The organism is Paraburkholderia tropica, assembly GCF_014171495.1.
Classification (GTDB): domain Bacteria; phylum Pseudomonadota; class Gammaproteobacteria; order Burkholderiales; family Burkholderiaceae; genus Paraburkholderia; species Paraburkholderia tropica.
This window is the reverse complement of sequence record NZ_CP049137.1, coordinates 1,391,982-1,416,078: the sequence shown is the minus strand read 5'-3', so window position 1 is coordinate 1,416,078 and position 24,097 is coordinate 1,391,982. Positions and strand designations below refer to the sequence as shown.

Annotated in this window: 19 protein-coding genes; 17 read left to right on the top strand and 2 right to left on the bottom strand. The window is 63.7% G+C overall.

Features of this window, described 5'->3' with window-relative positions; genetic code table 11:
- Nucleotides 1-53: 53 nt before the first annotated feature.
- The 4 genes from G5S35_RS36480 (at nucleotide 54) to G5S35_RS36465 (ending at nucleotide 6,585) form a co-directional block, all read left to right on the top strand.
- Nucleotides 54-1,844: an acyl-CoA dehydrogenase gene (locus G5S35_RS36480; RefSeq protein WP_110326054.1), complete on the top strand. Its 1,791-nt coding sequence runs from the start codon at nucleotides 54-56 to the stop codon at nucleotides 1,842-1,844.
- 64 nt (nucleotides 1,845-1,908) lie between these two features.
- A complete protein-coding gene (locus G5S35_RS36475; RefSeq protein WP_080180484.1) occupies nucleotides 1,909-3,582 on the top strand; it encodes an electron transfer flavoprotein-ubiquinone oxidoreductase in 1,674 nt (557 codons plus the stop codon).
- A 45-nt stretch (nucleotides 3,583-3,627) separates the two neighbouring features.
- The gene (bktB, locus tag G5S35_RS36470) at nucleotides 3,628-4,815 is read left to right on the top strand and encodes a beta-ketothiolase BktB (protein WP_065059169.1); all 1,188 of its coding nucleotides are present in this window, start codon (nucleotides 3,628-3,630) and stop codon (nucleotides 4,813-4,815) included.
- A 123-nt stretch (nucleotides 4,816-4,938) separates the two neighbouring features.
- A complete protein-coding gene (locus G5S35_RS36465; protein ID WP_065059170.1) occupies nucleotides 4,939-6,585 on the top strand; it encodes a fatty acid--CoA ligase in 1,647 nt (548 codons plus the stop codon).
- A gap of 46 nt (nucleotides 6,586-6,631) precedes the next feature.
- Here G5S35_RS36465 and G5S35_RS36460 read toward each other — a convergent pair whose 3' ends face one another.
- Together G5S35_RS36460 and G5S35_RS36455 are read right to left on the bottom strand one after the other, a co-directional pair.
- Nucleotides 6,632-8,188: a SulP family inorganic anion transporter gene (locus G5S35_RS36460; RefSeq protein WP_110328918.1), complete on the bottom strand. Its 1,557-nt coding sequence runs from the start codon at nucleotides 8,186-8,188 to the stop codon at nucleotides 6,632-6,634.
- Nucleotides 8,189-8,264: 76 nt separating this feature from the next.
- On the bottom strand, nucleotides 8,265-8,861 hold the full coding sequence (locus tag G5S35_RS36455) for a carbonic anhydrase (RefSeq protein ID WP_074986807.1): 597 nt from the start codon (nucleotides 8,859-8,861) through the stop codon (nucleotides 8,265-8,267).
- A gap of 311 nt (nucleotides 8,862-9,172) precedes the next feature.
- On the opposite strand from G5S35_RS36455, the gene G5S35_RS36450 reads away from it, so the two are divergent.
- The 13 genes from G5S35_RS36450 (at nucleotide 9,173) to G5S35_RS36390 (ending at nucleotide 24,008) form a co-directional block, all read left to right on the top strand.
- Nucleotides 9,173-9,709, top strand: a complete 537-nt coding sequence (locus G5S35_RS36450; RefSeq protein WP_124263343.1) for a hypothetical protein — start codon at nucleotides 9,173-9,175, stop codon at nucleotides 9,707-9,709.
- A 24-nt stretch (nucleotides 9,710-9,733) separates the two neighbouring features.
- Nucleotides 9,734-10,237, top strand: coding sequence for a 2-thiouracil desulfurase family protein (locus G5S35_RS36445; protein WP_074986808.1), 504 nt, complete (start codon nucleotides 9,734-9,736; stop codon nucleotides 10,235-10,237).
- Nucleotides 10,238-10,321: 84 nt separating this feature from the next.
- Nucleotides 10,322-11,236, top strand: a complete 915-nt coding sequence (locus G5S35_RS36440; protein ID WP_074986809.1) for a LysR substrate-binding domain-containing protein — start codon at nucleotides 10,322-10,324, stop codon at nucleotides 11,234-11,236.
- A gap of 132 nt (nucleotides 11,237-11,368) precedes the next feature.
- Nucleotides 11,369-12,655, top strand: a complete 1,287-nt coding sequence (locus G5S35_RS36435) for a dicarboxylate/amino acid:cation symporter (protein WP_183040251.1) — start codon at nucleotides 11,369-11,371, stop codon at nucleotides 12,653-12,655.
- Nucleotides 12,656-12,690: 35 nt separating this feature from the next.
- Nucleotides 12,691-14,028 carry a cysteate racemase gene (gene cuyB, locus G5S35_RS36430; protein ID WP_420874554.1) on the top strand — a complete coding sequence of 446 codons (1,338 nt, stop codon included), beginning with the start codon at nucleotides 12,691-12,693 and terminating at the stop codon, nucleotides 14,026-14,028.
- An 82-nt stretch (nucleotides 14,029-14,110) separates the two neighbouring features.
- The gene (locus G5S35_RS36425; protein WP_183040250.1) at nucleotides 14,111-15,133 is read left to right on the top strand and encodes a DNA-binding protein; all 1,023 of its coding nucleotides are present in this window, start codon (nucleotides 14,111-14,113) and stop codon (nucleotides 15,131-15,133) included.
- 118 nt (nucleotides 15,134-15,251) lie between these two features.
- The gene (locus tag G5S35_RS36420; protein WP_074986812.1) at nucleotides 15,252-15,950 is read left to right on the top strand and encodes a pyridoxamine 5'-phosphate oxidase family protein; all 699 of its coding nucleotides are present in this window, start codon (nucleotides 15,252-15,254) and stop codon (nucleotides 15,948-15,950) included.
- A gap of 208 nt (nucleotides 15,951-16,158) precedes the next feature.
- Entirely contained in the window at nucleotides 16,159-17,949 is a 1,791-nt protein-coding gene (locus tag G5S35_RS36415; protein ID WP_183040249.1) for an oleate hydratase, read from the top strand.
- A 71-nt stretch (nucleotides 17,950-18,020) separates the two neighbouring features.
- Entirely contained in the window at nucleotides 18,021-18,815 is a 795-nt protein-coding gene (locus G5S35_RS36410) for a GntR family transcriptional regulator (RefSeq protein ID WP_183040248.1), read from the top strand.
- A gap of 134 nt (nucleotides 18,816-18,949) precedes the next feature.
- On the top strand, nucleotides 18,950-20,575 hold the full coding sequence (locus G5S35_RS36405) for a gamma-glutamyltransferase family protein (protein ID WP_183040247.1): 1,626 nt from the start codon (nucleotides 18,950-18,952) through the stop codon (nucleotides 20,573-20,575).
- 131 nt (nucleotides 20,576-20,706) lie between these two features.
- Entirely contained in the window at nucleotides 20,707-22,017 is a 1,311-nt protein-coding gene (gene oxlT / locus G5S35_RS36400; RefSeq protein WP_183040246.1) for an oxalate/formate MFS antiporter, read from the top strand.
- A 95-nt stretch (nucleotides 22,018-22,112) separates the two neighbouring features.
- Complete coding sequence (locus tag G5S35_RS36395) at nucleotides 22,113-23,402, top strand: NAD(P)/FAD-dependent oxidoreductase (protein ID WP_176080722.1); 1,290 nt, start codon at nucleotides 22,113-22,115, stop codon at nucleotides 23,400-23,402.
- A gap of 45 nt (nucleotides 23,403-23,447) precedes the next feature.
- Complete coding sequence (locus tag G5S35_RS36390; protein ID WP_065059185.1) at nucleotides 23,448-24,008, top strand: helix-turn-helix domain-containing protein; 561 nt, start codon at nucleotides 23,448-23,450, stop codon at nucleotides 24,006-24,008.
- The last annotated feature ends 89 nt before the right edge of the window (nucleotides 24,009-24,097 follow it).

Here is a 24,097-nt window from a genome sequence, read left to right as displayed (position 1 = left end):
TGCGCCCAGCCGTCACGGTCTTTCTCATTCAACGTGTGATCGAAAGGTTTGCCATGAGCTTTAACGCCCCCGTCAAGGACATGCTGTTCGTGCTGAAAGAGCTCGCCGGCATCGACACTATCGCCGAACTGCCGGGCTACGAAGAGGCCGGTTTCGACACTGCGCAGGCCGTGCTCGAAGAGGCTGCGAAGCTGTGCGCGGAAGTGCTCGCGCCGCTGAATGTCGAAGGCGACCGCAATCCCAGTAGCTGGCACGACGGCGAAGTGACCGCCACGCCCGGTTTCAAGGATGCGTTCCGCCAGTTCGCCGAGGGCGGTTGGCAAGGTTTGCAACATCCGTCCGAATACGGCGGCCAGGGCTTGCCCAAGCTGATCGGCACGCCGTGCAACGAAATGCTCAACGCGGCGAACCTGTCGTTCGCGCTGTGCCCGCTGCTGACCGACGGCGCGATCGAAGCGCTGCTTACGGCCGGCAGCGAGGACCAGAAGCAGCGCTATGTGCCGAAGCTCATCTCGGGCGAGTGGACCGGCACGATGAACCTCACCGAGCCGCAGGCGGGCTCCGACCTCGCGCTGGTGCGCTCGCGCGCCGAGCCGCAGTCGGACGGCTCGTACAAGGTCTTCGGCACGAAGATCTTCATCACGTGGGGCGAGCACGACATGGCCGAGAACCTCATGCATCTCGTGCTGGCGCGGGTGCCGAACGCGCCCGAGGGCGTGAAGGGTATTTCGCTGTTCATCGTGCCGAAGTTCCTCGTCAATGAAGACGGTTCGCTCGGCGCGCGCAACGACGTGCATTGCGTGTCGATCGAGCACAAGCTGGGCATCAAGGCGAGCCCCACGGCGGTGCTGCAATACGGCGACAACGGCGGCGCGACCGGCTATCTGGTCGGCGAGGAAAATCGCGGCCTCGAATACATGTTCGTGATGATGAATGCGGCGCGCTTCGGCGTGGGCACGCAGGGCATCGCGATTGCCGAGCGCGCGTATCAGCAGGCGCTCGCGTATGCGAAGGACCGCGTGCAGAGCCGCCCCGTCGACGGTTCGGCGAAAGAATCCGTCACGATCATTCATCACCCGGACGTGCGCCGCATGCTGGCCACGATGCGCTCGCTCACCGAAGGCGCACGCTCGCTCGCATACGTGGCGGCGGCGCATTGCGACATCGCCCATCGTCACGCCGACGAAGCGGTGCGCGCGCGTCACCAGGCCATTTACGAATTCCTCGTGCCGATCGTGAAGGGCTGGAGCACCGAAATGGCCAACGACGTCACGAGTCTCGGCGTGCAGGTGCATGGCGGTATGGGCTTCATCGAAGAGACGGGCGCGGCGCAGCATTATCGCGACGCGCGTATTCTCGCGATTTACGAAGGCACCACGGCGATCCAGGCGAACGACCTGATCGGTCGCAAGACGGCGCGCGACGGCGGCGCGGTGGCGAAGGCGCTGCTCGACGAGGTCGCGCAGACGGTGGAAGCGCTCGGCAGTGCAAGCGGCGCGGCGGCGGTTTCGATGCGCGCGCAACTTCAGCAGGGTGCGAACGCGCTCGCGCAGGTGGTGGATTTCGTGGTACAGAATGTGAAGCGCGATCCGAACGCCGTGTTCGTGGGCAGCGTGCCGTATCTGAAACTCGCGGGCATCGTGTTGTGCGGCTGGCAACTCGCGCGCGGGCTGCTCGCGGCGCAACGCAAGCATGACGAAGACCCCGCGTTTTACGGTGCGAAGATCGCGATGGCGCACTTCTATGCCGAGCACGTGCTTTCGCAGGCGGGCGGTCTCGCCACGGCGATTGTGGGCGCGCAAGGCGGCGAAGGCGTGCTCGCGCTCGCCGAGGATCAGTTCTGAAACCGGTCGTCGCAAGCGGATGTAATGCGGGCATGATGAAAAAAGAAAACACACGAGACACAGCATGAATGCGAATGAACTGGTCGCCCAATACGGCCCACGCGAGTCGATGGAATACGACGTCGTGGTCGTCGGCGGCGGCCCGGCCGGGCTGTCCGCGGCCATCCGCCTGAAGCAGCTCGCAGCGGAAAAAGGCGTCGAAATCGGCGTATGCGTCCTGGAAAAAGGCTCGGAAATCGGGGCGCATATCCTCTCGGGCGCGGTCATGGATCCGCGCGCAATCGACGAACTCTTTCCCGACTGGAAAGCCCAGGGCGCGCCGCTGAACGTGCCCGTGACCGAGGACAAGTTCCTTTTTCTTTCCGAAACCGGGGCTAAGGCTGTGCCGAACTGGGCGCTGCCGGACAACTTCAAGAATCACGGCAATTACGTCATCAGCCTCGCGAACGTGACGCGCTGGCTGGGTCAGCAGGCCGAGGCGCTGGGCGTCGAGATTTTCCCGGGTTTCCCGGCCGCCGAAGTGCTCTATAACGACGACGGCTCGGTCAAGGGCGTCGCCACGGGCAACATGGGCATCGGCAAGGATGGCGAGCCCACCGAGAATTTCCAGCTCGGCATGGAACTGCACGCGAAATACACGCTGTTTTGCGAAGGCGCGCGCGGGCATCTGGGCCGTCAACTGAACGAGAAACTCAAGCTGGGCAAGGACGCCGATCCGCAGGTCTACGGCATCGGCATCAAGGAACTGTGGGAAATCGATCCCGCGAAGCATCAGCCGGGTCTCGTGATTCACACCGCCGGCTGGCCGCTCGAAAACGATACGTACGGCGGCTCGTTCCTCTATCACATCGACAACAACCAGGTGATGGTGGGTTTCGTCGTCGGCCTCGCTTATACGAATCCGTATCTGTCGCCGTTCGAGGAATTCCAGCGTTACAAGACGCATCCGGCGATCCGCAAATATCTCGAAGGCGGCAAGCGTGTTTCGTACGGCGCGCGCGCCATGACCGCAGGCGGTTTGATGTCGCTGCCGAAGCTCGTGTTTCCGGGCGGCGCGCTCGTCGGCGACGACGCGGGCTTTTTGAACGCGGCGCGCATCAAGGGCAGTCACGCGGCGATCAAGACCGGCATGCTCGCGGCGGAAGCGGCGTTCGACGCGGTGCAGGCCGGTCGCACGAGCGATGAACTGACGGCGTATCCGGAAGCGTTCAAGCAGTCGTGGCTCTACACGGAACTGTACAAGGCGCGCAATTTCAAGCAGTGGATGAGCAAGGGCCTCTACCTCGGCACGCTGATGGTCGGGCTCGAGCAGAAGCTGATGGGCGGCAATGTGCCGTGGACGCTGCATCATCAGCATCGCGACAACGAGATGCTGCGTCCGGCGTCGCAGTGCAAGCCGATCGAGTATCCGAAACCGGATGGCAAGCTCACGTTCGATCGTCTTTCTTCTGTGTTTATTTCGAACACGAATCACGAAGAGAATCAGCCCGCGCATCTGACGCTCAAAGATGCGAAGGTGCCGGTCGATGTGAATCTGCGCACGTATGCGGGTCCGGAAGCGCGCTTCTGCCCGGCGGCGGTCTACGAGTTCGTGAAGAACGACGACGGCAGCGACCGTCTGCAGATCAACGCGCAGAACTGCGTGCACTGCAAGACCTGCGATATCAAGGACCCGACGCAGAATATCGTCTGGGTCACGCCGGAAGGTGGCGGCGGGCCGAATTATCCGAATATGTAACGCGTGCGCAGCGCTGTTGCGCAGACCAGCAAACGAGGAAGAGACATGAGCAAAGAAGTCGTCGTAGTGGGCGGTGTACGCACCGCAATCGGCAAGTTCGGCGGCAGCCTGAAAGACGTGGCGCCGACCGAACTCGGGACGATCGTGCTGCGCGAACTGCTGGCGCGCAGCAACGTGAAGGCCGACGACGTGGGGCACGTCGTGTTCGGCAACGTCATCGCCACCGAGCCGAAGGACCTGTATCTCTCGCGCGTGGCCGCGATCAACGCGGGCATTCCGGAATCGACGCCCGCGTTCAACGTCAATCGTCTGTGCGGATCGGGCTTGCAGGCGATTGTTTCGGCGGCGCAAACCATTCTGCTCGGCGACGCCGACGTGGCGATCGGCGCAGGCGCGGAAAACATGAGCCGCGCGCCCTATATCGCGCCCGACGCGCGTTTTGGCGCGCGCATGGGCGACGCGCGTCTGATCGACATGATGCTCGGCGCGCTCAACGATCCGTTCGATACGGTGCCGATGGGCGTGACCGCCGAGAATGTCGCGCGCCGCTTTGAGATTTCGCGCGAGCGTCAGGACGCGCTGGCGCTCGAATCGCATCGCCGCGCCGCGCAGGCGATCGCCGAAGGCCGTTTCGCGGGCCAGATCGTGCCGGTCACGCGCACCGTGAAGGGCCGCGAAGTCGTGTTCAACACCGACGAACATCTGCGCACCGACGCCACGCTCGAAGACTTCACGAAACTCAAGCCGGTGTTCGCGAAGGAAAACGGCACGGTGACGGCGGGCAACGCCTCGGGTATCAACGACGCGGCGGCCGCCGTGCTGCTGATGTCGCGCGAAGCTGCCGAACAGCGCGGCCTCGCACCGATGGCGCGCCTCGTCGCCTACGCGCATGCGGGCGTCGAACCGCTCTACATGGGCATCGGACCGGTGCCGGCCACGCGTCTCGCGCTGCAGCGCGCGGGCCTGCGCGTCGAGGATCTCGACGTGATCGAATCGAACGAAGCATTCGCGGCGCAAGCGTGCGCGGTGACGCAGGAACTCGGCCTCGATCCGGCCAAGGTGAACCCGAACGGTTCGGGCATTTCGCTCGGCCATCCGATCGGCGCGACCGGCGCGCTCATCACGGTGAAGGCGCTGCACGAACTGCAACGCATCGGCGGCCGTTATGCGCTGGTGACGATGTGCATCGGCGGCGGCCAGGGCATCGCGGCGATCTTCGAGAACGCGGCTTAAACGCGGCGTATTTCGCGTTTTTCGTCGATCCCGCTAAACCGGCCATATCGACATGCCGCAGCGCGCGCTGCGGCATGTCTGCATTGAACACCGCAATTGAACTATCCCAAGATGGAGACAGCGATGCACGACCATTCCAGCGAAACGATGGCATCGGCGTATTCGTACCCCTTGTTGATCAAACGCTTGCTGCTCACGCCGTTGCAGCAAACGCCGAACCAGGAAATCGTCTATCGCGGCACGACGCGCATTACGTATGCGCAATTCGGTCAGCGTGTGGGCAAGCTGGCGAACGCATTGAAAAACGTGGGCACGCAATTTGGCACCACGGTTGCAGTGATGGATTGGGATAGCCATCGTTATCTGGAAGCGTATTTTGCCGTGCCGATGATGGGCGCGGTGCTGCAAACGGTGAATATCCGTCTGTCGCAAAGCGAGATCGCCTACACGATCAATCACGCGGGCGCCGAAGTGCTGCTCGTCCATGCGGATTTTCTGCCCGTGCTCGCGGCGATTCGGGACAAGCTGGAGAAGGTCCGCACGCTGATTCTGATCGACGACGACGGCAACGTCAGCGATACGCACGGTCTGGAATTCGCCGGCGAATACGAGCAATTGCTCGCATCGTGCAGCGAGCACTACGACTTCCCCGACTTCGACGAAAACACGCGCGCCACCACGTTCTATACAACGGGCACGACGGGTTTGCCCAAGGGCGTCTATTTCTCGCATCGGCAACTGGTGCTGCATACGATTACGGTGATGGCGGCGCTGACGAGTCCCGAATCGGGCCAGCGTTTTCATCGCGGCGACGTGTATATGCCGATCACGCCGATGTTCCATGTGCACGCGTGGGGCATGCCGTATATCGCCACGGTGCTGGGTGTGAAGCAGGTGTATCCGGGGCGCTACGTGCCTGACCGTTTGGTCGAATTGCTGCGCGACGAAGGCGTGACGTTCTCGCATTGCGTGGGCACGATTCTGCACATGCTGCTGAATTGCCCGCAGGCCAGATCCGCCGACTTCAGCAAATGGAAAGTCGTGATCGGCGGCGGCGCGCTGCCGCATGGTCTCGCGCGCGCGGCGCTCGAACGCGGCATCGATATTTTCACGGGCTACGGCATGTCGGAAACGTGTCCGGTGCTCACGCTCGCGCAATTGAAGCCGCAGAAGGAAGCGCTTTCGTTCGACGAGGAAGTGAGTTTGCGTTGCCGCACGGGCTTGCCGATTCCGCTCGTCGATCTGCGGATTGTCGATACGGAAATGCGCGATCTGCCGCACGACGGCAGCGCGAGCGGCGAAGTGGTCGTGCGTGCGCCGTGGCTCACGCAAGGCTATCTGCACAATCCGGAAGCGTCGGCCACGCTATGGGAAGGCGGTTATCTGCATACGCAGGACGTGGCGCGTATCGACGCGGACGGCTATTTGCAGATCACCGACCGCATCAAGGACGTGATCAAGTCGGGCGGCGAATGGGTCTCGTCGCTGGAAGTGGAAAGCCTGATTTCGCAGCATCCCGCCGTGGCGGAAGTGGCGGTCATCGGCATCAAGAGCGACAAATGGGGTGAGCGCCCGGCCGCGCTCGTCGTGCTGCGCGCCGATCACAATCCCGTCACGGCCGATGAACTCAAACAGCACGTGCTCAAGTTCAGCGAGAACGGGACGATTTCGAAATACGCGGTGCCGGAGGTCGTGAAGTTTGTCGAGGCGCTGGAGAAAACCAGCGTCGGCAAACTGAACAAGAAATGGTTGCGCGAGCATTTCGAATAAGCGCTTTAAACGGGGAGAAAAGCCGGGTAGCGATACCCGGCTTTTTTTATGACGTCGCGCCTGGCGAACGCGCCCACGGCAAACGCTTTTTCGGCGTCGAATTCAGGCGCGGCCACTGGACGTTTTCCACGGCGATGCTTCGGCGCGGCGCGTCGGCGATAAAGCGTTCGAGCGTGTCGCGGATATCGCGGTCGACGAAATCGGCGCGTTCCGTGTCGATCAACACCGTCGCGTGGTCGGGAATGCGCGCGAGGCAGCGCATCAGCATCGGCTTGGCGAGAAACGACGCGTCCTTGCGAAACGACAGCAGATAATGGTCGTCGTGCTCGGCGAGCGCGAAGGTGTCGTCGAGATTGGCGCGCATGGCCAGCAGCATGCTCACCGCAATGCCGATACCGATGCCGATCAGCAAGTCCGTCGCGAGCACGCCCACGATCGTGGCCACGAACGGCACGATGCGGTCGGTGCCTTCGCGCATCATCGAGACGAAGAGTGCGGGTTTGGCGAGCTTGTAGCCGGTCTGGATCAGAATCGCGGCGAGGCAGGCGAGCGGAATCAGGTTGAGCACGGCGGTCAGCGCGAACACGCTCGCGAGCAGCAGCGCGCCGTGCACGAACGCCGCGAGACGCGTGCGTGCGCCCGCGTTCAGATTCGCGGAGCTGCGCACGATCACGGCGGTGATCGGCAAGCCGCCGAGCGCGCCCGCCACGATGTTGCCCACGCCTTGCGCCTTCAATTCGCGATCGGGCGACGCGCGGCGGCGTTGCGGGTCCATCTGCTCGACGGCTTCGAGACTCAGCAGCGTTTCGAGGCTCGCGACCACGGCGAGCGTGAGCGCGACGCGCCAGACGTCCGCATCGACGAGTTGCGTGAAGTCCGGAAACGCCAGCGCGCCCGCGAGCGTGTCGAACGATTGCAGCGCGTCGAGCGCCACGCGCTGCTCGCCCGGCAAGGCGAATGCAGGCGCGAAGGCGTCGAGCGCGAGCGTCGCCGCGATGCCCAGCGCCACGACCGCTAGCGGTCCCGGCACGATGCGCACGAGCGCGTAGCGTTTCGCGCGCGGCGTTTCCCAGACGAACAGCAGGATCACGCAGACCACGGCCAGCACGAGCGCGGGCACGAGCACCGCACCGAAGGGCGTGGCGAGCGACGCGGCGGAAGCGGACAAACCCTCGGACAAACCGGCGGCGAGCGGCACCTGTTTGACGATCAGCAGCAGACCGATCGACGCGAGCATGCCTTTGATGACCGGCACCGGGACGAAGCTCGCGAGTTGCCCCGCGCGCAGCATGCCGAACACGCACTGCAAGACGCCCGCGATCAGCACGGCGGCGAGAAACGCCGAAAAGCTGCCGAGCGAGGCGATCGCGGAAACGACGATCACTACGAGCCCGGCGGCAGGGCCGCTCACGCTCAGATGCGAGCCGCTGAGCAGGGCGACGACGAGTCCGCCGACAATGCCGGAGAGCAGTCCCGCGAACGGCTCGACGCCGGATGCGGTGGCGATGCCGAGGCACAAAGGCAGCGCGACGAGAAAGACGACGATGCCCGCGAATAAATCGCTGCGCAGGCTTGCGAGGTCGATGTGACGGGAGTTCGGCATGTGAAGGGTCCGCTAAGGTGACGTGAAAGGCGTGAATGAGCGGGCGTTGGCGCTCAGGATCGATGGGAATGTCTGCTCAGACTGCCGCGCTGGCTTCGGTCAATTGCAGCAGGCGGCCTTCGCGCAGACCGAACACCCAGCCGTGAATCTGCGGCGGACGCCGCGCCGCGCGCACGATCGGCGAGGCTTCGAGGCGCTGCACCTGCTCGATCACGTTGAGTTCCGCGAGACGGTCGACGCGGGCATCGAGATCGGCGATGGCGTCGAGTTTGGCGCGGTGACGCCCGGCCAGTTCGCGCAGTCCGGCGATGCGCCGGTTCACGTTCGGCAGCGCGTCCAGCGGCGCGGAAAGCGCCGCGCGCACGCCGCCGCAATGGTGATGTCCGCAGACGATGATGTGCTCGACTTCGAGCGCATGCACGGCGTACTCGACCACGCTCGACGCGTTGGCGTCGTCGGCAGTGAACAGGTTCGCGATGTTGCGATGGACGAACAGTTCGCCCGGCTGCGCATTCACGATGCGCTCGGCGGGCACGCGGCTGTCCGAGCAACCGATCCAGAGCGCGCGCGGGCGCTGGCCTTGCGCGAGCTGCGTGAAGAATTCGGGCTCGCGCGCGGCGACCTCCGAAGACCACGCGAGATTGGCAAGCAGAAAGCGTTTCGGATGATTCATCGATCGAGGCTCCAGAATGATGAGCCGGCGGGTGGGGATGCGACGACGCCGGCGTGGCGATCGATGTTTACGAAATGCTTTCGATGGCTTGGTTCCAAAAATAAATCGGTGTTCCGCTAAAAAAATTCGAAAATAATTCCGCTTGCAGGTTTTATGACGAATGCATGAATACCGATGATGCGGAACCTTTCACTTGTGCGATGCAAGACGCAACGTTATAGTTTTTGGAATAAAAAAACCTGAGAGCAGCAGCAGGGCAGGAGGCGCCGTTTTCATGATGCACGCCTCGCGGTCCCGCGCCGGAGTCATGCATGTCCGAAATCGATCATTGGTTGGGCCGTTATCCCCTGTTCAGAGAGGCGCTCCGGCACGGCGCCACGTCGTTGAATGCTTTGCCGCTTCAGGCGCGAACGGTCGTGTTTAAACGACTGTGCATGAATGAATTAACTGAAGAATCGTCGAAATCGACCCAATGCACACTGGGCGAAGTACGCGCCGCCTATGTTGAATTGCCAATGGCGATTGTCGATACGGCGGTTCAAAAGTTCGTATCCGATCACGGAACGCGTGGCGCCGATACCCTGGCATTGCGCGCCGCGCTCGACGAAAGCGCCGTGCGCTATCCCGCGATGGCGAGGCCGCCTTGTTTGCTGATGCCCGGTGCCGGCGTGTTTCTCGACGGCTGGATGCGGTTTCTCGCCTATCGCGCGCGCGGCGATTTGACGGCGCCGCTGCTCGCAGTCGACTGGGACGATCTTTACGCACGCATCGCGCTGATGGACGGCGAATCGGACGCCTTGCCGCTGGGCGCGCCGGTCGCCGAACTGGATAGCGCCTTGCTCGATTAAGCGCTTGCCGCGCATTGCATCCGTATGTCTCACAAGATTCTGGTCAGCGCGTGTTTGCTGGGCCGTCCCGTGCGTTACAACGGTTCGGCGAAAACGCTGGCGCATGCCGCGCTCGATGCGTGGCAGCGTGAAGGCCGCGTCGTGGCGATTTGTCCGGAATTGAGCGGCGGATTTTCCGTGCCGCGTCCGGCTGCGGAAATCGCGCAGTCGCAATCGGGCGATGCCGTGCTCGCAGGCGCGGCGCATGTGATCGACGAGTATGGCGCCGATGTGAGCGCGCGCTTTATCGCGGGCGCGCAAGCGGCGCTCGATCTCGCACGCGAACACGACTGTCGTTTTGCGCTGCTGATCGACGGCAGTCCCTCATGCGGGAGCCGCTTCATATACGACGGCACATTCAGCGGACACAAGTTCGCAGGCGAAGGCGTCACGGCGGCGTTATTGCGCGCGAATGGCATCGAAGTGTTTGCCGATTGGGAAATCGACGTGCTCGCAGCGCGTCTTGCGCAAATCGATTCGCCGTATTGAACCGTAAAGCGTTCGGCGATCACGCGGGCGTACAATGGCGCGGTTCAATCACAGCACGCGGCGAATGGCGCGCCGGTCTTGCGCATGGAAATCAAATGGATCGAAGACTTCATCGCGCTCGCGCAATATCAGAGTTTTTCGCGCGCGGCTGAGTTTCGCAACGTCACGCAATCCGGATTCAGCCGACGCATTCAATCGCTCGAACAATGGGTGGGCGCGGAACTGATTGATCGCAGCAGTTTTCCGCCTGTTTTAACGCCCGCCGGGCAACTCTTTCGCGAAGCGGCGGACGACGTGCTCAGCAAACTCTACGATACGCGCGCGATCATCCGTACCGAGCAGCGGATTGGCGGAAAGAGCCTGCAAATCGCGGCGGGTCATACGATCGCCCTGAATTTTCTGCCGGCGTGGCTCAAACAGCTCGCGAAACATGTTGGCGAGATTCCCGCGCGCGTGGTGCCGACCAACGTGCACGATTCGATCTTGATGCTCGTGAATGGCAATTGCGAACTCATGTTCGCGTATCACCATCCCGAACTGCCGTTGCATCTCGATCCCGCCCGATACGAGCACGTGACTGTGGGCCTCGACACCTTGCTGCCTGCCAGTCGCCCGAATGCGCGATCCGCGCCCGCTTACCGTTTGCCCGGCACCGCGAAACAGCCTTTACCGCATATCGCCTATACGGAGACGAGTTATTTCGGCCGCTGCGTGGCGCTGCTGCTCGGGCGCGCGGCCACGAAACCGCTCTTGCGCCTGCACTACGAATCGGACATGGCGGCGGTGCTCAAGGAACTCGTGATGCAAGGCGAAGGCGTTGCATGGCTGCCGAAAAGCGCGATCGCGCGTGAACTGGCCGACGGCGAACTGGTGCCGGCAGGGCCGTCCGCGTGGCATCTCGACGTGGAATTGCGCGTGTACCGCGACGCCTCGAATCGCAGCGAATTCATCGATACGCTCTGGCAGCATTTGCGCGCGGTCGCACAAGACAGTCGCTGATCCATTTGGAAAAATCACGCGTTATGCGAGTTTCGCATACGCATATGCCAGACCGGCATCGACCTCTTTTTTCTCCTCCTTACCATCCGTTCTGATTGCGCGGCCTTCGTCGCGCGCCATTCAAGGACGGATATGAAGAATCGCCTCACTCTGAATATTGGCATCGGCATGCTGCTGGGCGTGGCGGCAGGCTATGTCTGCCATACGCATGCCGTCGACGCCGCGAGCGCCAAAACCATTGCCGGTTATTTCTCGATCGTCACTGACATCTTTCTGCGGCTCATCAAAATGATTATCGCGCCGCTGGTGTTCGTCACGCTCGTCTCGGGGCTGGCGGGTATGGAGAGCGGGCAGGACGTGGGGCGGATCGGTCTGCGTTCGGTGGGCTGGTTCGTGTGCGCGTCGCTCATTTCGCTGGCGCTGGGCCTCGTGCTTGCCAATGCGCTCCAACCTGGCGCGGGGTTGCACATGACGGCCGGTACGGGCGAAGTCGATACCGGGCTCAACACGGCGGCGCTCAACGTGAAGGACGTGCTCACGCACGCGTTTCCGACCAGTCTGCTCAATGCGATGGCGCGCAACGACATCCTGCAGATTCTGGTGTTCTCGGTGTTTCTCGGGCTCGCGCTCGGCGCGCTTAAACGGCAGTCGCGTGTAGCCGTCGTGATCGACTGTATCGATGGCATGGTGCCGGTCATGCTGCGCGTGACGAATTACGTGATGCGCGCCGCGCCGTTCGGTGTTTTCGGCGCGATTGCTTCGGCGGTGACGCTGCGCGGCCTCGACGTGCTTTACACGTACGGCAAATTGATTGGCTCGTTTTATCTGGGCTTGCTGGTGCTGTGGGCGATGCTTGTCGGTATCGGTTATCTGTTTCTGGGCAGACGTGTCGGGCCCTTGCTCAAGGCGATTCGCGAGCCCGCAATGATTGCGTTCTCGACGGCGAGCAGCGAAGCGGCCTATCCGCGCCTCACGGAGCAACTCGAACGATTTGGTGTGGAAAAGAAAGTGGTGGGTTTTACGCTGCCGCTCGGCTATGCGTTCAATCTTGACGGATCGATGATGTATCAGGCGTTCGCCGCGATTTTCATTGCACAGGCTTTTGGCGTGGATATGCCGGTTTCGCAGCAGATTTTCATGCTGCTCGTGCTGATGCTGAGCAGTAAGGGCATGGCGAGCGTGCCGCGTGGATCGGTGGTCGTGGTGGCCGCCGTGGCGCCGATGTTTCATCTGCCCGCTGCGGGCGTGGCGATGGTGCTCGCCATCGACCAGATTCTCGATATGGGTCGCACGATGACCAACGTGATCGGCAACAGCGTGGCGACCGCCGTGATCGCAAAGTGGGAAGCCGCGCGTGAGCCGCAGCGCGATGCATCGGTGCAAGGACTGTTTCCGCAGGCGCAGGGAGACGCGAAGTGATGCAATGCGCTGGCCTGAAGGGACGGAAGTTTGGTGTGATTGGCGGGGTCGTGCCGCTGGCGGGCGCGGAGTTGGTCCGGCTGCTGGCGAAGTTGGCATCGGCGCGCGCGGACGCTGCGGATTTCGATGCGATCTATCGGCAATTGCCGTGGCGTGGCGAGGCGCTCGATTCATCCGCATGGAAACTGCGGATATTCGACACGATTCGCGAATTCGAAAAAAGCGGCGTGACGACGGTGTTGTTGCCGTCTCTCACGAGTGCTGCGTTCATCGACGAATTGAGGGCGAATGCGCGTGTGCAGATTCTCGACCGGGGCGACGCGGTGCAGCGTGTCGTGGTGGAATCGTTTCCTGACGCACGGTGCGTGGGCTTTCTGAATGCCGATGATACGCACGCGAGGTTGCCGTTGACTTGTGTTTATCCGCGTGAGCAAGGCATCGAACGCGGCGAAGTTCAGGCGGCGTGCGAAAGCCTGATCGAGCAAGGCGCGCAAATCATCGTGCACGATCTGGACGATGACGCGCGTGGCGCCGTCGAAAGCGCCGCGCGCGGCGTGCCGGTTATCGACGCGAATCTCGCTTACGCACTGTATGCAATTGAGGGCCGCTGTGCCGTGCCGGTACAGCCCATCAAAGTGGGCGTGGTGGGCGGCATCGGTCCGGCCGCTACGGTCGATTTTCTGCACAAGGTCGTGCGCAATACGCCCGCTGCGCGCGATCAGGACCACATCAAAATGCTGGTCGAGCAAAATCCGCAAATTCCCGATCGCACGGAAAACCTGATCGGTGACGGCGTCGATCCCACGCTCTCGCTCTATGCCGCGTGCAAGCGGCTGGAGGAGGGCGGCGCGGATGTGATCGCCATGCCGTGCAACACGGCGCATGCGTTCGTCGAACGCATCCAGCCGCATCTGGGCGTGCCCATCGTCAATATGCTGACCGAAACGGCGCGTTATCTGCGGACGGCGTTTCCGGCGCTGCGCGAGGTGGGCGTGCTCGCGACGTCGGGGACGATTGAAAGCGGGGTCTATCGCCAGGCGCTCGAATCGCAGGGATTGCGCGAGATGGCGCCCGATGCCGCCTTGCAGGCGCGTGTGATGGCGGCGATCTACGGCAAGCAGGGCGTGAAGGCGGGTTTCACGAGCGGGCCGTGTTTCGACGATATCGCGGCCGCGCTGGATGGTTTGATTGCCGAAGGCGTGGAGGTGGTCATTCTGGGCTGCACCGAGTTGCCACTGCTCCTCGCCGGTGGGGCGTATCAATCGGCCAGCGGCGCGCGTGTGACGCTGATCGACCCGACCGATGTGCTGGCAAAACGCTGCGTGGCATTTGCACGGGGTGAGACGGCTGAAGTGGCGACATTATACAGTTAATGTCAAATTTATAGGTATGACAAGTAGAAAGTTGACGGTTTACGTAGTATTATTTTAGAAATTACTGCCGTCAAAGTTCGCCATGTCCGACATTGCCCCCGACGAAGTCCGCATCGCCGCGGAAATCGAGCGTCTCAAAGCCGACTTTCCCAAGACGCGCGAGTTGTATCGCGAAGTGTGCGCGCTGCTGTTCTTTCGCTTCGGCGTAACGCCTACCGCGAACCGGCTGTATCAGCTCGTGCGCCGCGGCAGCATGGGCACGCCCACGGCGGTGCTGTCCGAGTTCTGGGCGGAGTTGCGCGAGAAGAGCCGTGTGCGCATCGAGCACGCGGACTTGCCCGAGGAGTTGCAGGGCGCGGCGGGCGAACTCATCGGGGCGCTCTGGCAGCGCGCAACGGCCTCGGCCCAGGCGTCGCTCGACGCGCTGCGCGAGGAGGTCGAGGCGGCGCGCCAGGAAGCCGAAGTTGCCGTCACCGGTTTGCAGAGCGATCTCGCGCGCACGGAAACCGCCTTGGAGCAGCGCACGTCTGCCCTGCTGGCGGCGCAGGTGCGTATTCAGGAACTGGAGCAGGCCCAGGCTGCGGCGGTGGCTACGCGCGAGGCGCTCGAAGGCGAGGTCGAGCGCCTCCAGCAGGGCAATCGCGAGCGCGACACCGCGTTGGCGCAGGCGCGTGCGGACTTCGCTGCCGAACTCGAAAAACAGCGCGCCAGCGCCGAGCTTGCCGAAACGCGACTGCAAGCCGCGGAGAAACGCGCGCTGCTGGAGATTGAGCGCGAGCGCACGTCCGCTGCGCGTTTGCAGCGCGATAGCGAAGCCGCCGCGAAGCGCGCGGCGCGCGCGGAGGAAAGTGCGCGTGCCGAAATCCAGTCGCTGCAAGGGCAGCTTGGCGATTTGCGCCATCAGGCCGGTGTGCTGGAAGGTCGGCTCGAAGCGCTGCGCGCCACGCATGCGGCGCAAGCCAAAGAGCTCGATGCGGCCCGTGGCAAATCGGGCTCGGCCAGTGCGCAGGCGCCGGCCCGCCGTGCGCCGCGTCGCGCGGGGCGGCCTGCCGAAGCGGCCGCCAAACCGCTGCGGCCCGCGCGCAAAACCGCCACAAAGTCATAATCCCGCGGAAGTTCGCGGTTCGGCGTGGCTCTACGCAAGTTGCATATGCTGGGTCTAGCGCTGGAGCCACCGCTTCGCTAGTCTGATCGGCATTTCATCCAGCCAGGAGATGCCGAGGATGTCCGAGACCGATACCGTCGCCAGCAAGGGCACGCCGCCGTCGCCCCGCACGCGCGTGCGTCGCATGGCGGAACGCGCCGACTACGAGACCGCCACGCTGCACGCGATTCTCGACGATGCCTATGTATGCCACGTCGCATTCGCCGACGAGCGCGGCGTGCACTGCATTCCCACAGCGTGCTGGCGCGAGGGCGATCATCTCTACATTCATGGTTCGAATGGCAGCCGCATGCTCAAGCTCGCCGCCGAGGGCGCGCAGTGCTGCGTGACGGTCATGCATCTCGACGGCCTCGTGCTCGCGCGCTCCGCATTCCACCATTCGATGAACTATCGCTCGGCGATGATCTACGGCGCGTTCGAAGTCGTCCCCGCCGAGCAGAAGGCTGCCGCACTCGACGCCTTTCTCAATCACATCGCGCGCGGACGCGTGAATGAAGTGCGTCGCGGCGACCGCAACGAACTCGCCGCGACGACGATCCTGCGTCTGCCGCTTGACGAAGCGGTGTCGAAGATTCGCACCGGCGGTCCGAGCGACGACGAAGCGGATCTCGCGTTGCCCGTCTGGGCCGGCGTGCTGCCGCTGGCGCTCAAGCCCTTGCCGCCCGAGCGCGTCGCCGCGCAGGCGGGCGAGTGCCCCGACGACGCGCCGGATTATGTGAAAGCGTGGGCGCAGCAGGCGTCGTCGCTGTCACGTTAATCAATCGTATGCGGTAAATGCGCGCATGCGTGATTCGCGAAAGGGCAGTGAATCGCGCATCGACGTCATTCAACCGCTTATAGACACGCGAATTCACCCATTTAGCGCGCGTGCGCACTGTGGCGTCTTTCGGATCACGATTCGGCCATTCAAGCTAGAGTCGCTTGAGTCAGCCAATTCTGTTTGATTTTCCGAAAGGATTCGCGCCATGTACTACAGCAGCGGCAATTACGAAGCATTCGCCCGTCCTCGCAAGCCAGCCGGTGTCGATGGCAAGCGCGCCTGGTTCGTCGGTTCGGGACTGGCGTCGCTGGCAGGTGCGGCGTTCCTGATTCGCGATGCGCAGATGGCGGGCGAGCGCATCACCATTCTCGAACAGCAGCACCTTCCCGGCGGCGCGCTCGACGGCATCAAGGAGCCGGAAAAAGGTTTCGTGATTCGCGGCGGTCGCGAAATGGAAGATCACTTCGAATGCCTGTGGGATCTGTTTCGATCCATTCCGTCGCTGGACGTGCCGAATGCGAGCGTGCTCGACGAGTTCTACTGGCTCAACAAGGACGATCCCAATTACTCCTTGCAGCGCGCCACCGTGAACCAGGGGCAGGACGCTCATACCGACAATCAGTTCAGTTTGAGCGAGCAGGCGCAGAAAGACATCGTGCGATTATTTCTCGCCACGCGCGAGGAAATGGAAGGCAAGCGCATCAACGAGGTATTCGGCGACGATTTTTTCGCCAGCCATTTCTGGCTGTACTGGCGCACGATGTTTGCGTTCGAAGCCTGGCATTCGGCGCTGGAAATGAAGCTCTATTTGCATCGCTTCATTCATCATATTGGCGGCTTGCCCGATTTTTCTGCGCTTAAGTTTACGCGCTATAACCAGTACGAGTCGCTGGTGCTGCCGCTCGTGAAGTATTTGCAGGATCACGGCGTGACGTTCCAGTACGGCACCGAGGTCGTCGACGTCGATTTCCGCATCGAGCCGGGCCGCAAGCAGGCCACGCGTATTCACTGGCTGCGTGACGGCGCGGCGGGCGGCGTCGATCTCGGCGCGGACGATCTCGTGTTCATGACCATCGGCTCGCTGACCGAAAACTCCCGCAACGGTGATCACCACACTGCGGCTGAACTCGACGCGGGCCCGGCGCCCGCCTGGGAACTGTGGAAACGCATCGCGGCGCGCGACGCGGCGTTCGGCCGCCCCGAGGTCTTTGGCTCGCATATTGCCGAAACCAAATGGGAATCGGCGACGATCACCACGCTCGACGTGCGCATCCCTCAGTACATCCAGAAGATCGCGAAGCGCGATCCGTTCAGCGGCAAGGTCGTGACCGGCGGCATCGTCACGGCAAAGGATTCGAGCTGGCTGCTGAGCTGGACAGTCAATCGCCAGCCGCATTTTAAACAGCAGCCGAAAGACCAGATCGTGGTGTGGTTCTACGCGCTGTTCGTCGATACGCCCGGCGATTACGTCAAGAAGCCCATGCAGGATTGCACCGGCGAGGAGATCACGCGCGAGTGGCTCTATCACCTCGGCGTGCCGCGCGAACAGATCGACGAACTGGCCGCGAGCGGCGCGAAAACCGTGCCGGTCATGATGCCGTATGTGACCGCGTTCTTCATGCCGCGCCGTGCGGGCGATCGCCCCGATGTCGTGCCCAAGGGCGCGGTCAACTTCGCGTTTATCGGCCAGTTCGCCGAATCGCGGCAGCGCGACTGCATCTTCACCACCGAGTATTCGGTGCGCACGCCGATGGAAGCCGTCTACACGCTGCTCGGCGTCGAGCGCGGCGTGCCGGAGGTGTTCAATTCCACCTACGATGTGCGCAGCCTGCTGGCCGCGACGGGGCGACTGCGCGACGGCAAGCCGCTCGATATTCCCGGCCCCGCGTTCCTGCGCAATCTGCTGCTGAAGAAGCTCGACGCGACGCAGATCGGCACGCTGTTGCAGGAATACGGGCTCGTGCCGCACGATGGGCCACCCGACGGGCCACGCTAGCGCGACGCGATAGCCGCGCGGCGTCGCAATTGTTTTCTTCCGGGCAGGCGCGTTTGATAAGCTTTCCGACCATGCCCGACATCAAGCTGAACCTCTCGCTCCACGACAGCCCGCCGTCCGCGCCGATCGCAGCAGCGGACGCCGCGCTGACGCGGGCGGACCGCGTCTATTACACGCTGCGCAACGAAATTTTCGATATGCACCTGCTGCCGGGCGACCGGCTCACCGAGGGCGCGATCGCCGAGCGTTTCGCGGTCTCGCGCACGCCCGCGCGCGAAGCGCTGCAACGTCTGCAAAGCGACGGCTTGATGCAGGGCTATGTGCGCGGCGGCTGGGAAGTCGTGCCGATCGACAACAAGCGTTTCGACGATCTCTACGAAATGCGCCAGATGATCGAAACCTTCGCGGTGCGCAAGCTGTGCAGCGGCGAGGCGCCGCAAGCCGAACTGCATCTGCTGCTCGACGCGCTCGATCGCACGTGGAAAGTGGGGCGCGCCCAGCGTATCGCCGATGGTCACCGGCTCGTCGAACTCGACGAGGCGCTGCATCACGCGCTGGTCGCGGCGGCGGGCAACGACGAACTCACGGCGACGATGCAGCGCGTGACCGACCGCATCCGCGTGGTTCGGCGGCTCGATCTCGTGCACGGCGACGGCATCGCCGAAACCTACGACGAACACGCCGCGATCCTCGATGCCATTCGCCGTGGCGACAGCGCGCTGAGCGTCGAACTCGTCTCGCGTCATATCGGCGGCAGTCAGGCGAGCGTCAACGGTCTCACGCTGCAACGCCTGCGCGCCGTGCGCACCGACACGGGGCGCGATGTCGTTGCGCACGCACCAGCGCGGCCTCGGCGCACCACCTGACGGCACGGCGCGGCCACCGGCGAAGCGCAGCGTAGGCAGGCTGAAAGCCTTATCCAATCGGCATTCTCAGGGTTTTTACCAAGGTCTGGCACGAATCTCGCATTAACGTTTTCGTTGTATACAAGGAAACGTCGATGCCTCTCGAACACACTGCTGCACCCATCCTGAATCCCACGCGCGGCTCGCGCGGCATGGCGGTCGCGCCGCACGCGCTCGCGTCGCAGAGCGCGCTCGCCGTCCTGCGCGAAGGCGGCAACGCGGTCGAGGCAATGATCGCCGCCGCCGCGACCATTGCCGTGGTGTATCCGCATATGAACAGCATCGGCGGGGACGGCTTCTGGCTGATCTCGCGTCCCGGTCACGCGCCCATCGGCATCGAGGCGTGCGGCGCGGCGGCGATGCGCGCGGACATCGCCACGTACCGCGCGTTCGGGCTGGACACCGTGCCGGCGCGCGGCCCGCTCGCCGCGAATACCGTGGCGGGCACCGTGTCCGGCTGGGACTTCGCGCAGCGCTATTCGCAAGCCGCGCTCGGCGGTCGGCTGCCCGTCGCGCGCCTGCTCGAAGACGCGATTCACTACGCGAAACACGGCGCGCCGGTCACGCGCAGTCACGCCGATTGCGTCGCGCGCAAGGGCGTCGAACTGCAGCACGTGCCGGGCTTCGCGCAGACCTTCATGACCGATGGACGCGCGCCGCAGACCGGCGAGCGCTTCACGAACGCGCGTCTCGCCGCGACGCTGCAACAACTCGCCGACGCAGGTCTCGACGACTTCTATCGCGGCGATCTCGCGCGCAGCATCGCGCGCGATCTCTCGTCGCTGGAAACGCTCATCACGCTCGACGATCTCGAACGCCATCGTGCACGCGAACGCACGCCGCTCGCGCTCGACCACACGCTCGGCACGGTCTACAACATGCCGCCGCCGACGCAAGGCCTCGTGTCGTTGCTGATTCTCGGCGTGCTCGATCGCTTGCTGACCAACGGCATGGACCCGCTCGGCCCCGACTTCGTGCACGCCTGCGTGGAAGCGACCAAGCTCGCATTCAAGGTGCGCGACGAGCATGTGACCGATCCCGACCATATGCGCATCGATCCGGACGCGCTGCTCGCGCCCGAGGCACTCGATGCGATGGCGCGCCAGGTGTCGATGTCGCGCGCGATGCCGTGGGGCAACGGCCGCGGGCCCGGCGACACGGTCTGGATGGGCGTCGTCGACAACGACGGCGTGGCCGTGAGCTTTATCCAGAGCATCTATCACGAGTTCGGCAGCGGCATCGTGCTGCCGGATTCGGGCATCAACTGGCAGAACCGCGGCTGCAGTTTCTCGCTCGATCCCGCTTCGCTGAATCCGCTGATGCCGGGGCGCCGTCCGTTCCACACGCTCAATCCGGCGCTCGCGCAGTTCACCGATGGCCGCACGATGGTCTACGGCAACATGGGCGGCGACGGCCAGCCGCAATCGCAAAGCGCGGTGTTCTCGCGCATCGCGCGTTACGGCTGGAATCCGCAGACCGCGATCGACGCGCCGCGCTGGCTGCTCGGGCGCACGTGGGGTCAATCGACCGATTCGCTGAAACTCGAAGCACGTTTCCCGGCGGCCACCGTCGATGCCTTGCGCGCGCTCGGCCACGACGTCGAAGTGCTCGACGCCTACGACGAAGCGATGGGGCATGCCGGTGCAATCGTTCGGTATCCGAATGGATTGCTGGAGGCGGGCAGCGATCCACGCAGCGATGGTTCGGCCGCGGGCTGGTAGCGCGAGTCATCGCATGACCTGACGCATTCACCGAGTTAACTCATCGACTGTTTTTTATATCCGGTTCGGCGTTGTGCCGAACCGGAGGGCGGCACTCGTCCTTTTTCATCCGCATTCAACGGGGAAAACACATGAATACACGCATTCAGACGCTCGGCGCGGAGACCACCGCAAGCATGCACGCCGTCGCGACGCACAATCGCTGGCTCCAGCTCGGCCTCGGCCTGCTGTGCATGATGGCCATTTCGAGTCCGCAATATGTGTGGACGCTGCTGACCAAGCCGCTGTCCGCGAAACTCGGCGTGCCGCTGCCCGAACTGCAGGTCACGTTCTCGCTGCTGATCATCCTGCAGACCTTTTTCTCGCCGTTTCAGGGCAAGCTGATCGACCGCTTCGGCCCGCGTCTGCTGATTTCTCTCGGCACGGTGATGTCGGGGCTGAGCTGGGTGCTCGCTTCGCTGGTCACGAGCACATCGATGCTCTACCTCACGTACGGCCTTGTGGGCGGGCTCGGCACGGGCATCGTTTATGTTGGCGTGGTCGGGCTGATGGTGCGCTGGTTCCCCGATCGACGCGGCTTCGCGGCGGGCGCCGTGGCGGCCGGTTACGGCATGGGCGCGATCGTCACGACGTTCCCGATCTCGGCTTCGCTCGCGACGCGCGGCCTCGACGCGACGCTGTGGATGTACGGCATCGCGTTCGCGGTCGTGGGCTTTCTGGCCTCGCAAGGTCTGCGCGTGCCGCGCGATGCTGCGCCGACACAGACGGCTTCGGCAGCAAACGTGAATGCGTCGGCAAGCGTGCCGAACCTGCGTCCGTCGCAGATGATGAAGTCGCCGCTGTTCTGGCTGATGTTCGCCATGATGACGATGATGTCGACCTCGGGCCTCATGGTCACCTCGCAGATGGCGACCTTCGCGGCGGACTTCGGCATCACGAAAGTGGTGGTGTTCGGCATGGCCGCGCTGCCGCTCGCGTTGACCATCGATCGCTTCACGAACGGCCTCACGCGACCGCTGTTCGGCTGGGTCTCCGATCGTTTTGGCCGCGAAAACACGATGTTTTTCGCCTTTGCGCTCGAAGGCGTCGCGATGGCGCTCTGGCTGCTGACGCGCGATAACGCCGTGCTGTTCGTGCTGCTCTCGGGCGTGGTGTTCTTCGGCTGGGGCGAGATCTTCTCGCTGTTCCCGTCCACGCTGACCGACACCTTCGGCACGCGTCACGCGACCGAGAACTACGGCTGGCTCTATATCTCGCAGGGCATCGGCTCGATCTTCGGCGGCCCGCTCGCAGCGCTGCTGCATCTGCATGCGGGCAGCTGGGTGCCGGTGTTCGCCTCGGCGATCACGCTCGACATCGTCACCGCCGTGCTCGCGCTGTTCGTGCTCAAGCCGATGCGCGCGCGCTTTCTGCAGCAGAGCGCGCAAACCGCCGCGAACTGATCGGCGACGCCCTCGGGCATCCCCGATTTGCATCCGTGAAATTGTCGTGCTAATTTTTCATGAAAATTGGCCGATAAAATTTCACGGATGCCGCGATGTTCGTCGAATCGACTCAACACGTTGATAGCTACTACGCCCGCACCTTGCCGGGCGCGTTGCCCGAGCGCCCCGTGCTGGAGGGCAATCACGACGCCGAGGTGGCGATCGTCGGCGCCGGGTTCAGCGGCCTGCACACGGCGCTGCGGCTCGCGCTGGCGGGCAAGCGCGTGGCGCTGGTAGAGGCGAGCCGGGTCGCGTGGGCCGCGTCCGGGCGCAACGGCGGCCAGGCGCTGCTCGGCTGGTCCTGCGACATGGGCCCGCTCGAACATTCGCTCGGCGTCGAACGCGCACGCGAACTGTGGGACAGCATGCGCTGGGCCGCGCGTGAAGTGCGCGAGTTGCCCGCGCGTCACGGTTTCGACATCGACTATCGGCCGGGCAGTTTGTGGACCGCCGTGAAGCGCAGCCGCGTTGCGCTGCTCGAAGCAGCGCGCGACGAAGCGCAGCAGAAGTGGGGTTACGACGCGCTGCGCGTGATTCCCGAAGCGGAGATGCCCGAATGGGTGGGCAGCCGCCGCTATCGCGCGGCGCTGTACGATCGCGAGGCGGGACATCTGAATCCGCTCAAGCTTGCGCTCGGTCTCGCGGCGGCCATCGAGCGCGCGGGCGGGCGCATTTTCGAGCTGACGCGCGTGCGCGAGTGGCGCGAAACGCCCGCCGGTTTCGTCGTCACGACGCCGAATGGCACGCTGCACGCCGGGACGCTCGTGCTCGCCTGCAATGCCTATATCGATCGCCTCGACCGCGATCTGGCGCGCCGCGTGCTGCCCGTCGGCACGTATCAGGTCGCCACGGCGCCGCTCGATCCGTCGCTTGCGCAGTCGCTGCTGCCGCGCAATAGCTGTGTGATCGACAACCAGTTCGTGCCCGACTACTTCCGCCTGAGTCCCGATCATCGCCTGCTGTTCGGGGGCGCGTGCACCTATCTCGGCGGTATCCCGAAGGACATTCGCGCGGCAATCCGCCCGAGCCTCGAACGCGCGTTTCCGCAGTTGCGCGGCGTGGCGCTCGACTATGCGTGGGGCGGCCATATCGATATCAGCATCCGGCGTACGCCCGATGTTGGCCATGCGCGCGGACGCTACTGGCTGCAAGGTTTTTCCGGCCACGGCGTATTGCCGACGCTGGCCGCCGCGCGCGCGGTGACCGACGCGATCCTCGGCGACACGCGCTTGCTCTCGCATTACGAGGCCATCCATAATCCGCGTTTCCCTGGCGGCGACGCGCTCGCTGCGCCGCTCGAGGCGCTCGGCAAGCTTTGGTATCGGCTGCGCGATGTCGTCTAGCGCCGCCGCCCGCGCTTCAATTCCGCCCGACCCGATGGAATGCACATGGACAAGCAGGAAGAAATCGAAGGTCTCGCGATCCTGATTCGCGATCTGCGCAAGCACAAGAAGGTGACGCTCTCCGACCTCGCACAGAAGATCGGGCGCTCGGTGGGCTTTCTCTCGCAGGTCGAGCGCGGTCTCTCGCGGCCCACGGTGGCCGATCTCACGGCTATCGGCGAAGCGCTGCAGACGCCCACCACGTACTTTTACAGCGTGAGCAAGCCGCGCGCGCTGCCGTGGGTGACGCGGCCCGGCGAGCGGCGCACGCTTTATTACGGCGGCGGCATTACCGACGTGCTGGTGTCGCCGACCATGTCGTCGGGCGGATTTTCGATGCTGGAGAGTCTGCTCGAACCGGGCGCGACGAGCGGCGAGCGTCCCGTCGACGACAGCGACGAGCAGGGCGGTTTCGTGCTCGAAGGCGAACTCACGATCTGGGTCGACGGCGAAAACGACGAAGTCACGCTGCGCGCCGGCGACAGCTTCCAGTTGCCCTCGCGCTGTCGTTTCAGCTACGCGAACCGCTCGGAACAGAACGCACGCGTGCTCTGGGTGTTTGCATAATTACGCCTGTTGCTGGCGGCGATAGCTGCCGTACGTCGCGTAGCGGCGTATTCATGGTTATTTGTACTCCGAATTAAATGTCGAACTAA

What these genes read in the sequence shown, in the direction of transcription:
- G5S35_RS36480 (WP_110326054.1), top strand. Translation starts at nt 54, where the DNA reads ATGAGCTTTAACGCCCCCGTCAAGGACATGCTGTTCGTGCTGAAAGAG.
- G5S35_RS36445 (WP_074986808.1), top strand. Translation starts at nt 9,734, where the DNA reads ATGTCTCACAAGATTCTGGTCAGCGCGTGTTTGCTGGGCCGTCCCGTG.
- G5S35_RS36390 (WP_065059185.1), top strand. Translation starts at nt 23,448, where the DNA reads ATGGACAAGCAGGAAGAAATCGAAGGTCTCGCGATCCTGATTCGCGAT.
- oxlT (WP_183040246.1), top strand. Translation starts at nt 20,707, where the DNA reads ATGAATACACGCATTCAGACGCTCGGCGCGGAGACCACCGCAAGCATG.
- G5S35_RS36460 (WP_110328918.1), bottom strand. Translation starts at nt 8,188, where the DNA reads ATGCCGAACTCCCGTCACATCGACCTCGCAAGCCTGCGCAGCGATTTA.
- G5S35_RS36435 (WP_183040251.1), top strand. Translation starts at nt 11,369, where the DNA reads ATGAAGAATCGCCTCACTCTGAATATTGGCATCGGCATGCTGCTGGGC.
- G5S35_RS36455 (WP_074986807.1), bottom strand. Translation starts at nt 8,861, where the DNA reads ATGAATCATCCGAAACGCTTTCTGCTTGCCAATCTCGCGTGGTCTTCG.
- G5S35_RS36465 (WP_065059170.1), top strand. Translation starts at nt 4,939, where the DNA reads ATGCACGACCATTCCAGCGAAACGATGGCATCGGCGTATTCGTACCCC.
- G5S35_RS36420 (WP_074986812.1), top strand. Translation starts at nt 15,252, where the DNA reads ATGTCCGAGACCGATACCGTCGCCAGCAAGGGCACGCCGCCGTCGCCC.
- G5S35_RS36475 (WP_080180484.1), top strand. Translation starts at nt 1,909, where the DNA reads ATGAATGCGAATGAACTGGTCGCCCAATACGGCCCACGCGAGTCGATG.
- G5S35_RS36425 (WP_183040250.1), top strand. Translation starts at nt 14,111, where the DNA reads ATGTCCGACATTGCCCCCGACGAAGTCCGCATCGCCGCGGAAATCGAG.
- G5S35_RS36405 (WP_183040247.1), top strand. Translation starts at nt 18,950, where the DNA reads ATGCCTCTCGAACACACTGCTGCACCCATCCTGAATCCCACGCGCGGC.
- G5S35_RS36410 (WP_183040248.1), top strand. Translation starts at nt 18,021, where the DNA reads ATGCCCGACATCAAGCTGAACCTCTCGCTCCACGACAGCCCGCCGTCC.
- G5S35_RS36440 (WP_074986809.1), top strand. Translation starts at nt 10,322, where the DNA reads ATGGAAATCAAATGGATCGAAGACTTCATCGCGCTCGCGCAATATCAG.
- bktB (WP_065059169.1), top strand. Translation starts at nt 3,628, where the DNA reads ATGAGCAAAGAAGTCGTCGTAGTGGGCGGTGTACGCACCGCAATCGGC.
- G5S35_RS36415 (WP_183040249.1), top strand. Translation starts at nt 16,159, where the DNA reads ATGTACTACAGCAGCGGCAATTACGAAGCATTCGCCCGTCCTCGCAAG.
- G5S35_RS36395 (WP_176080722.1), top strand. Translation starts at nt 22,113, where the DNA reads ATGTTCGTCGAATCGACTCAACACGTTGATAGCTACTACGCCCGCACC.
- G5S35_RS36450 (WP_124263343.1), top strand. Translation starts at nt 9,173, where the DNA reads ATGTCCGAAATCGATCATTGGTTGGGCCGTTATCCCCTGTTCAGAGAG.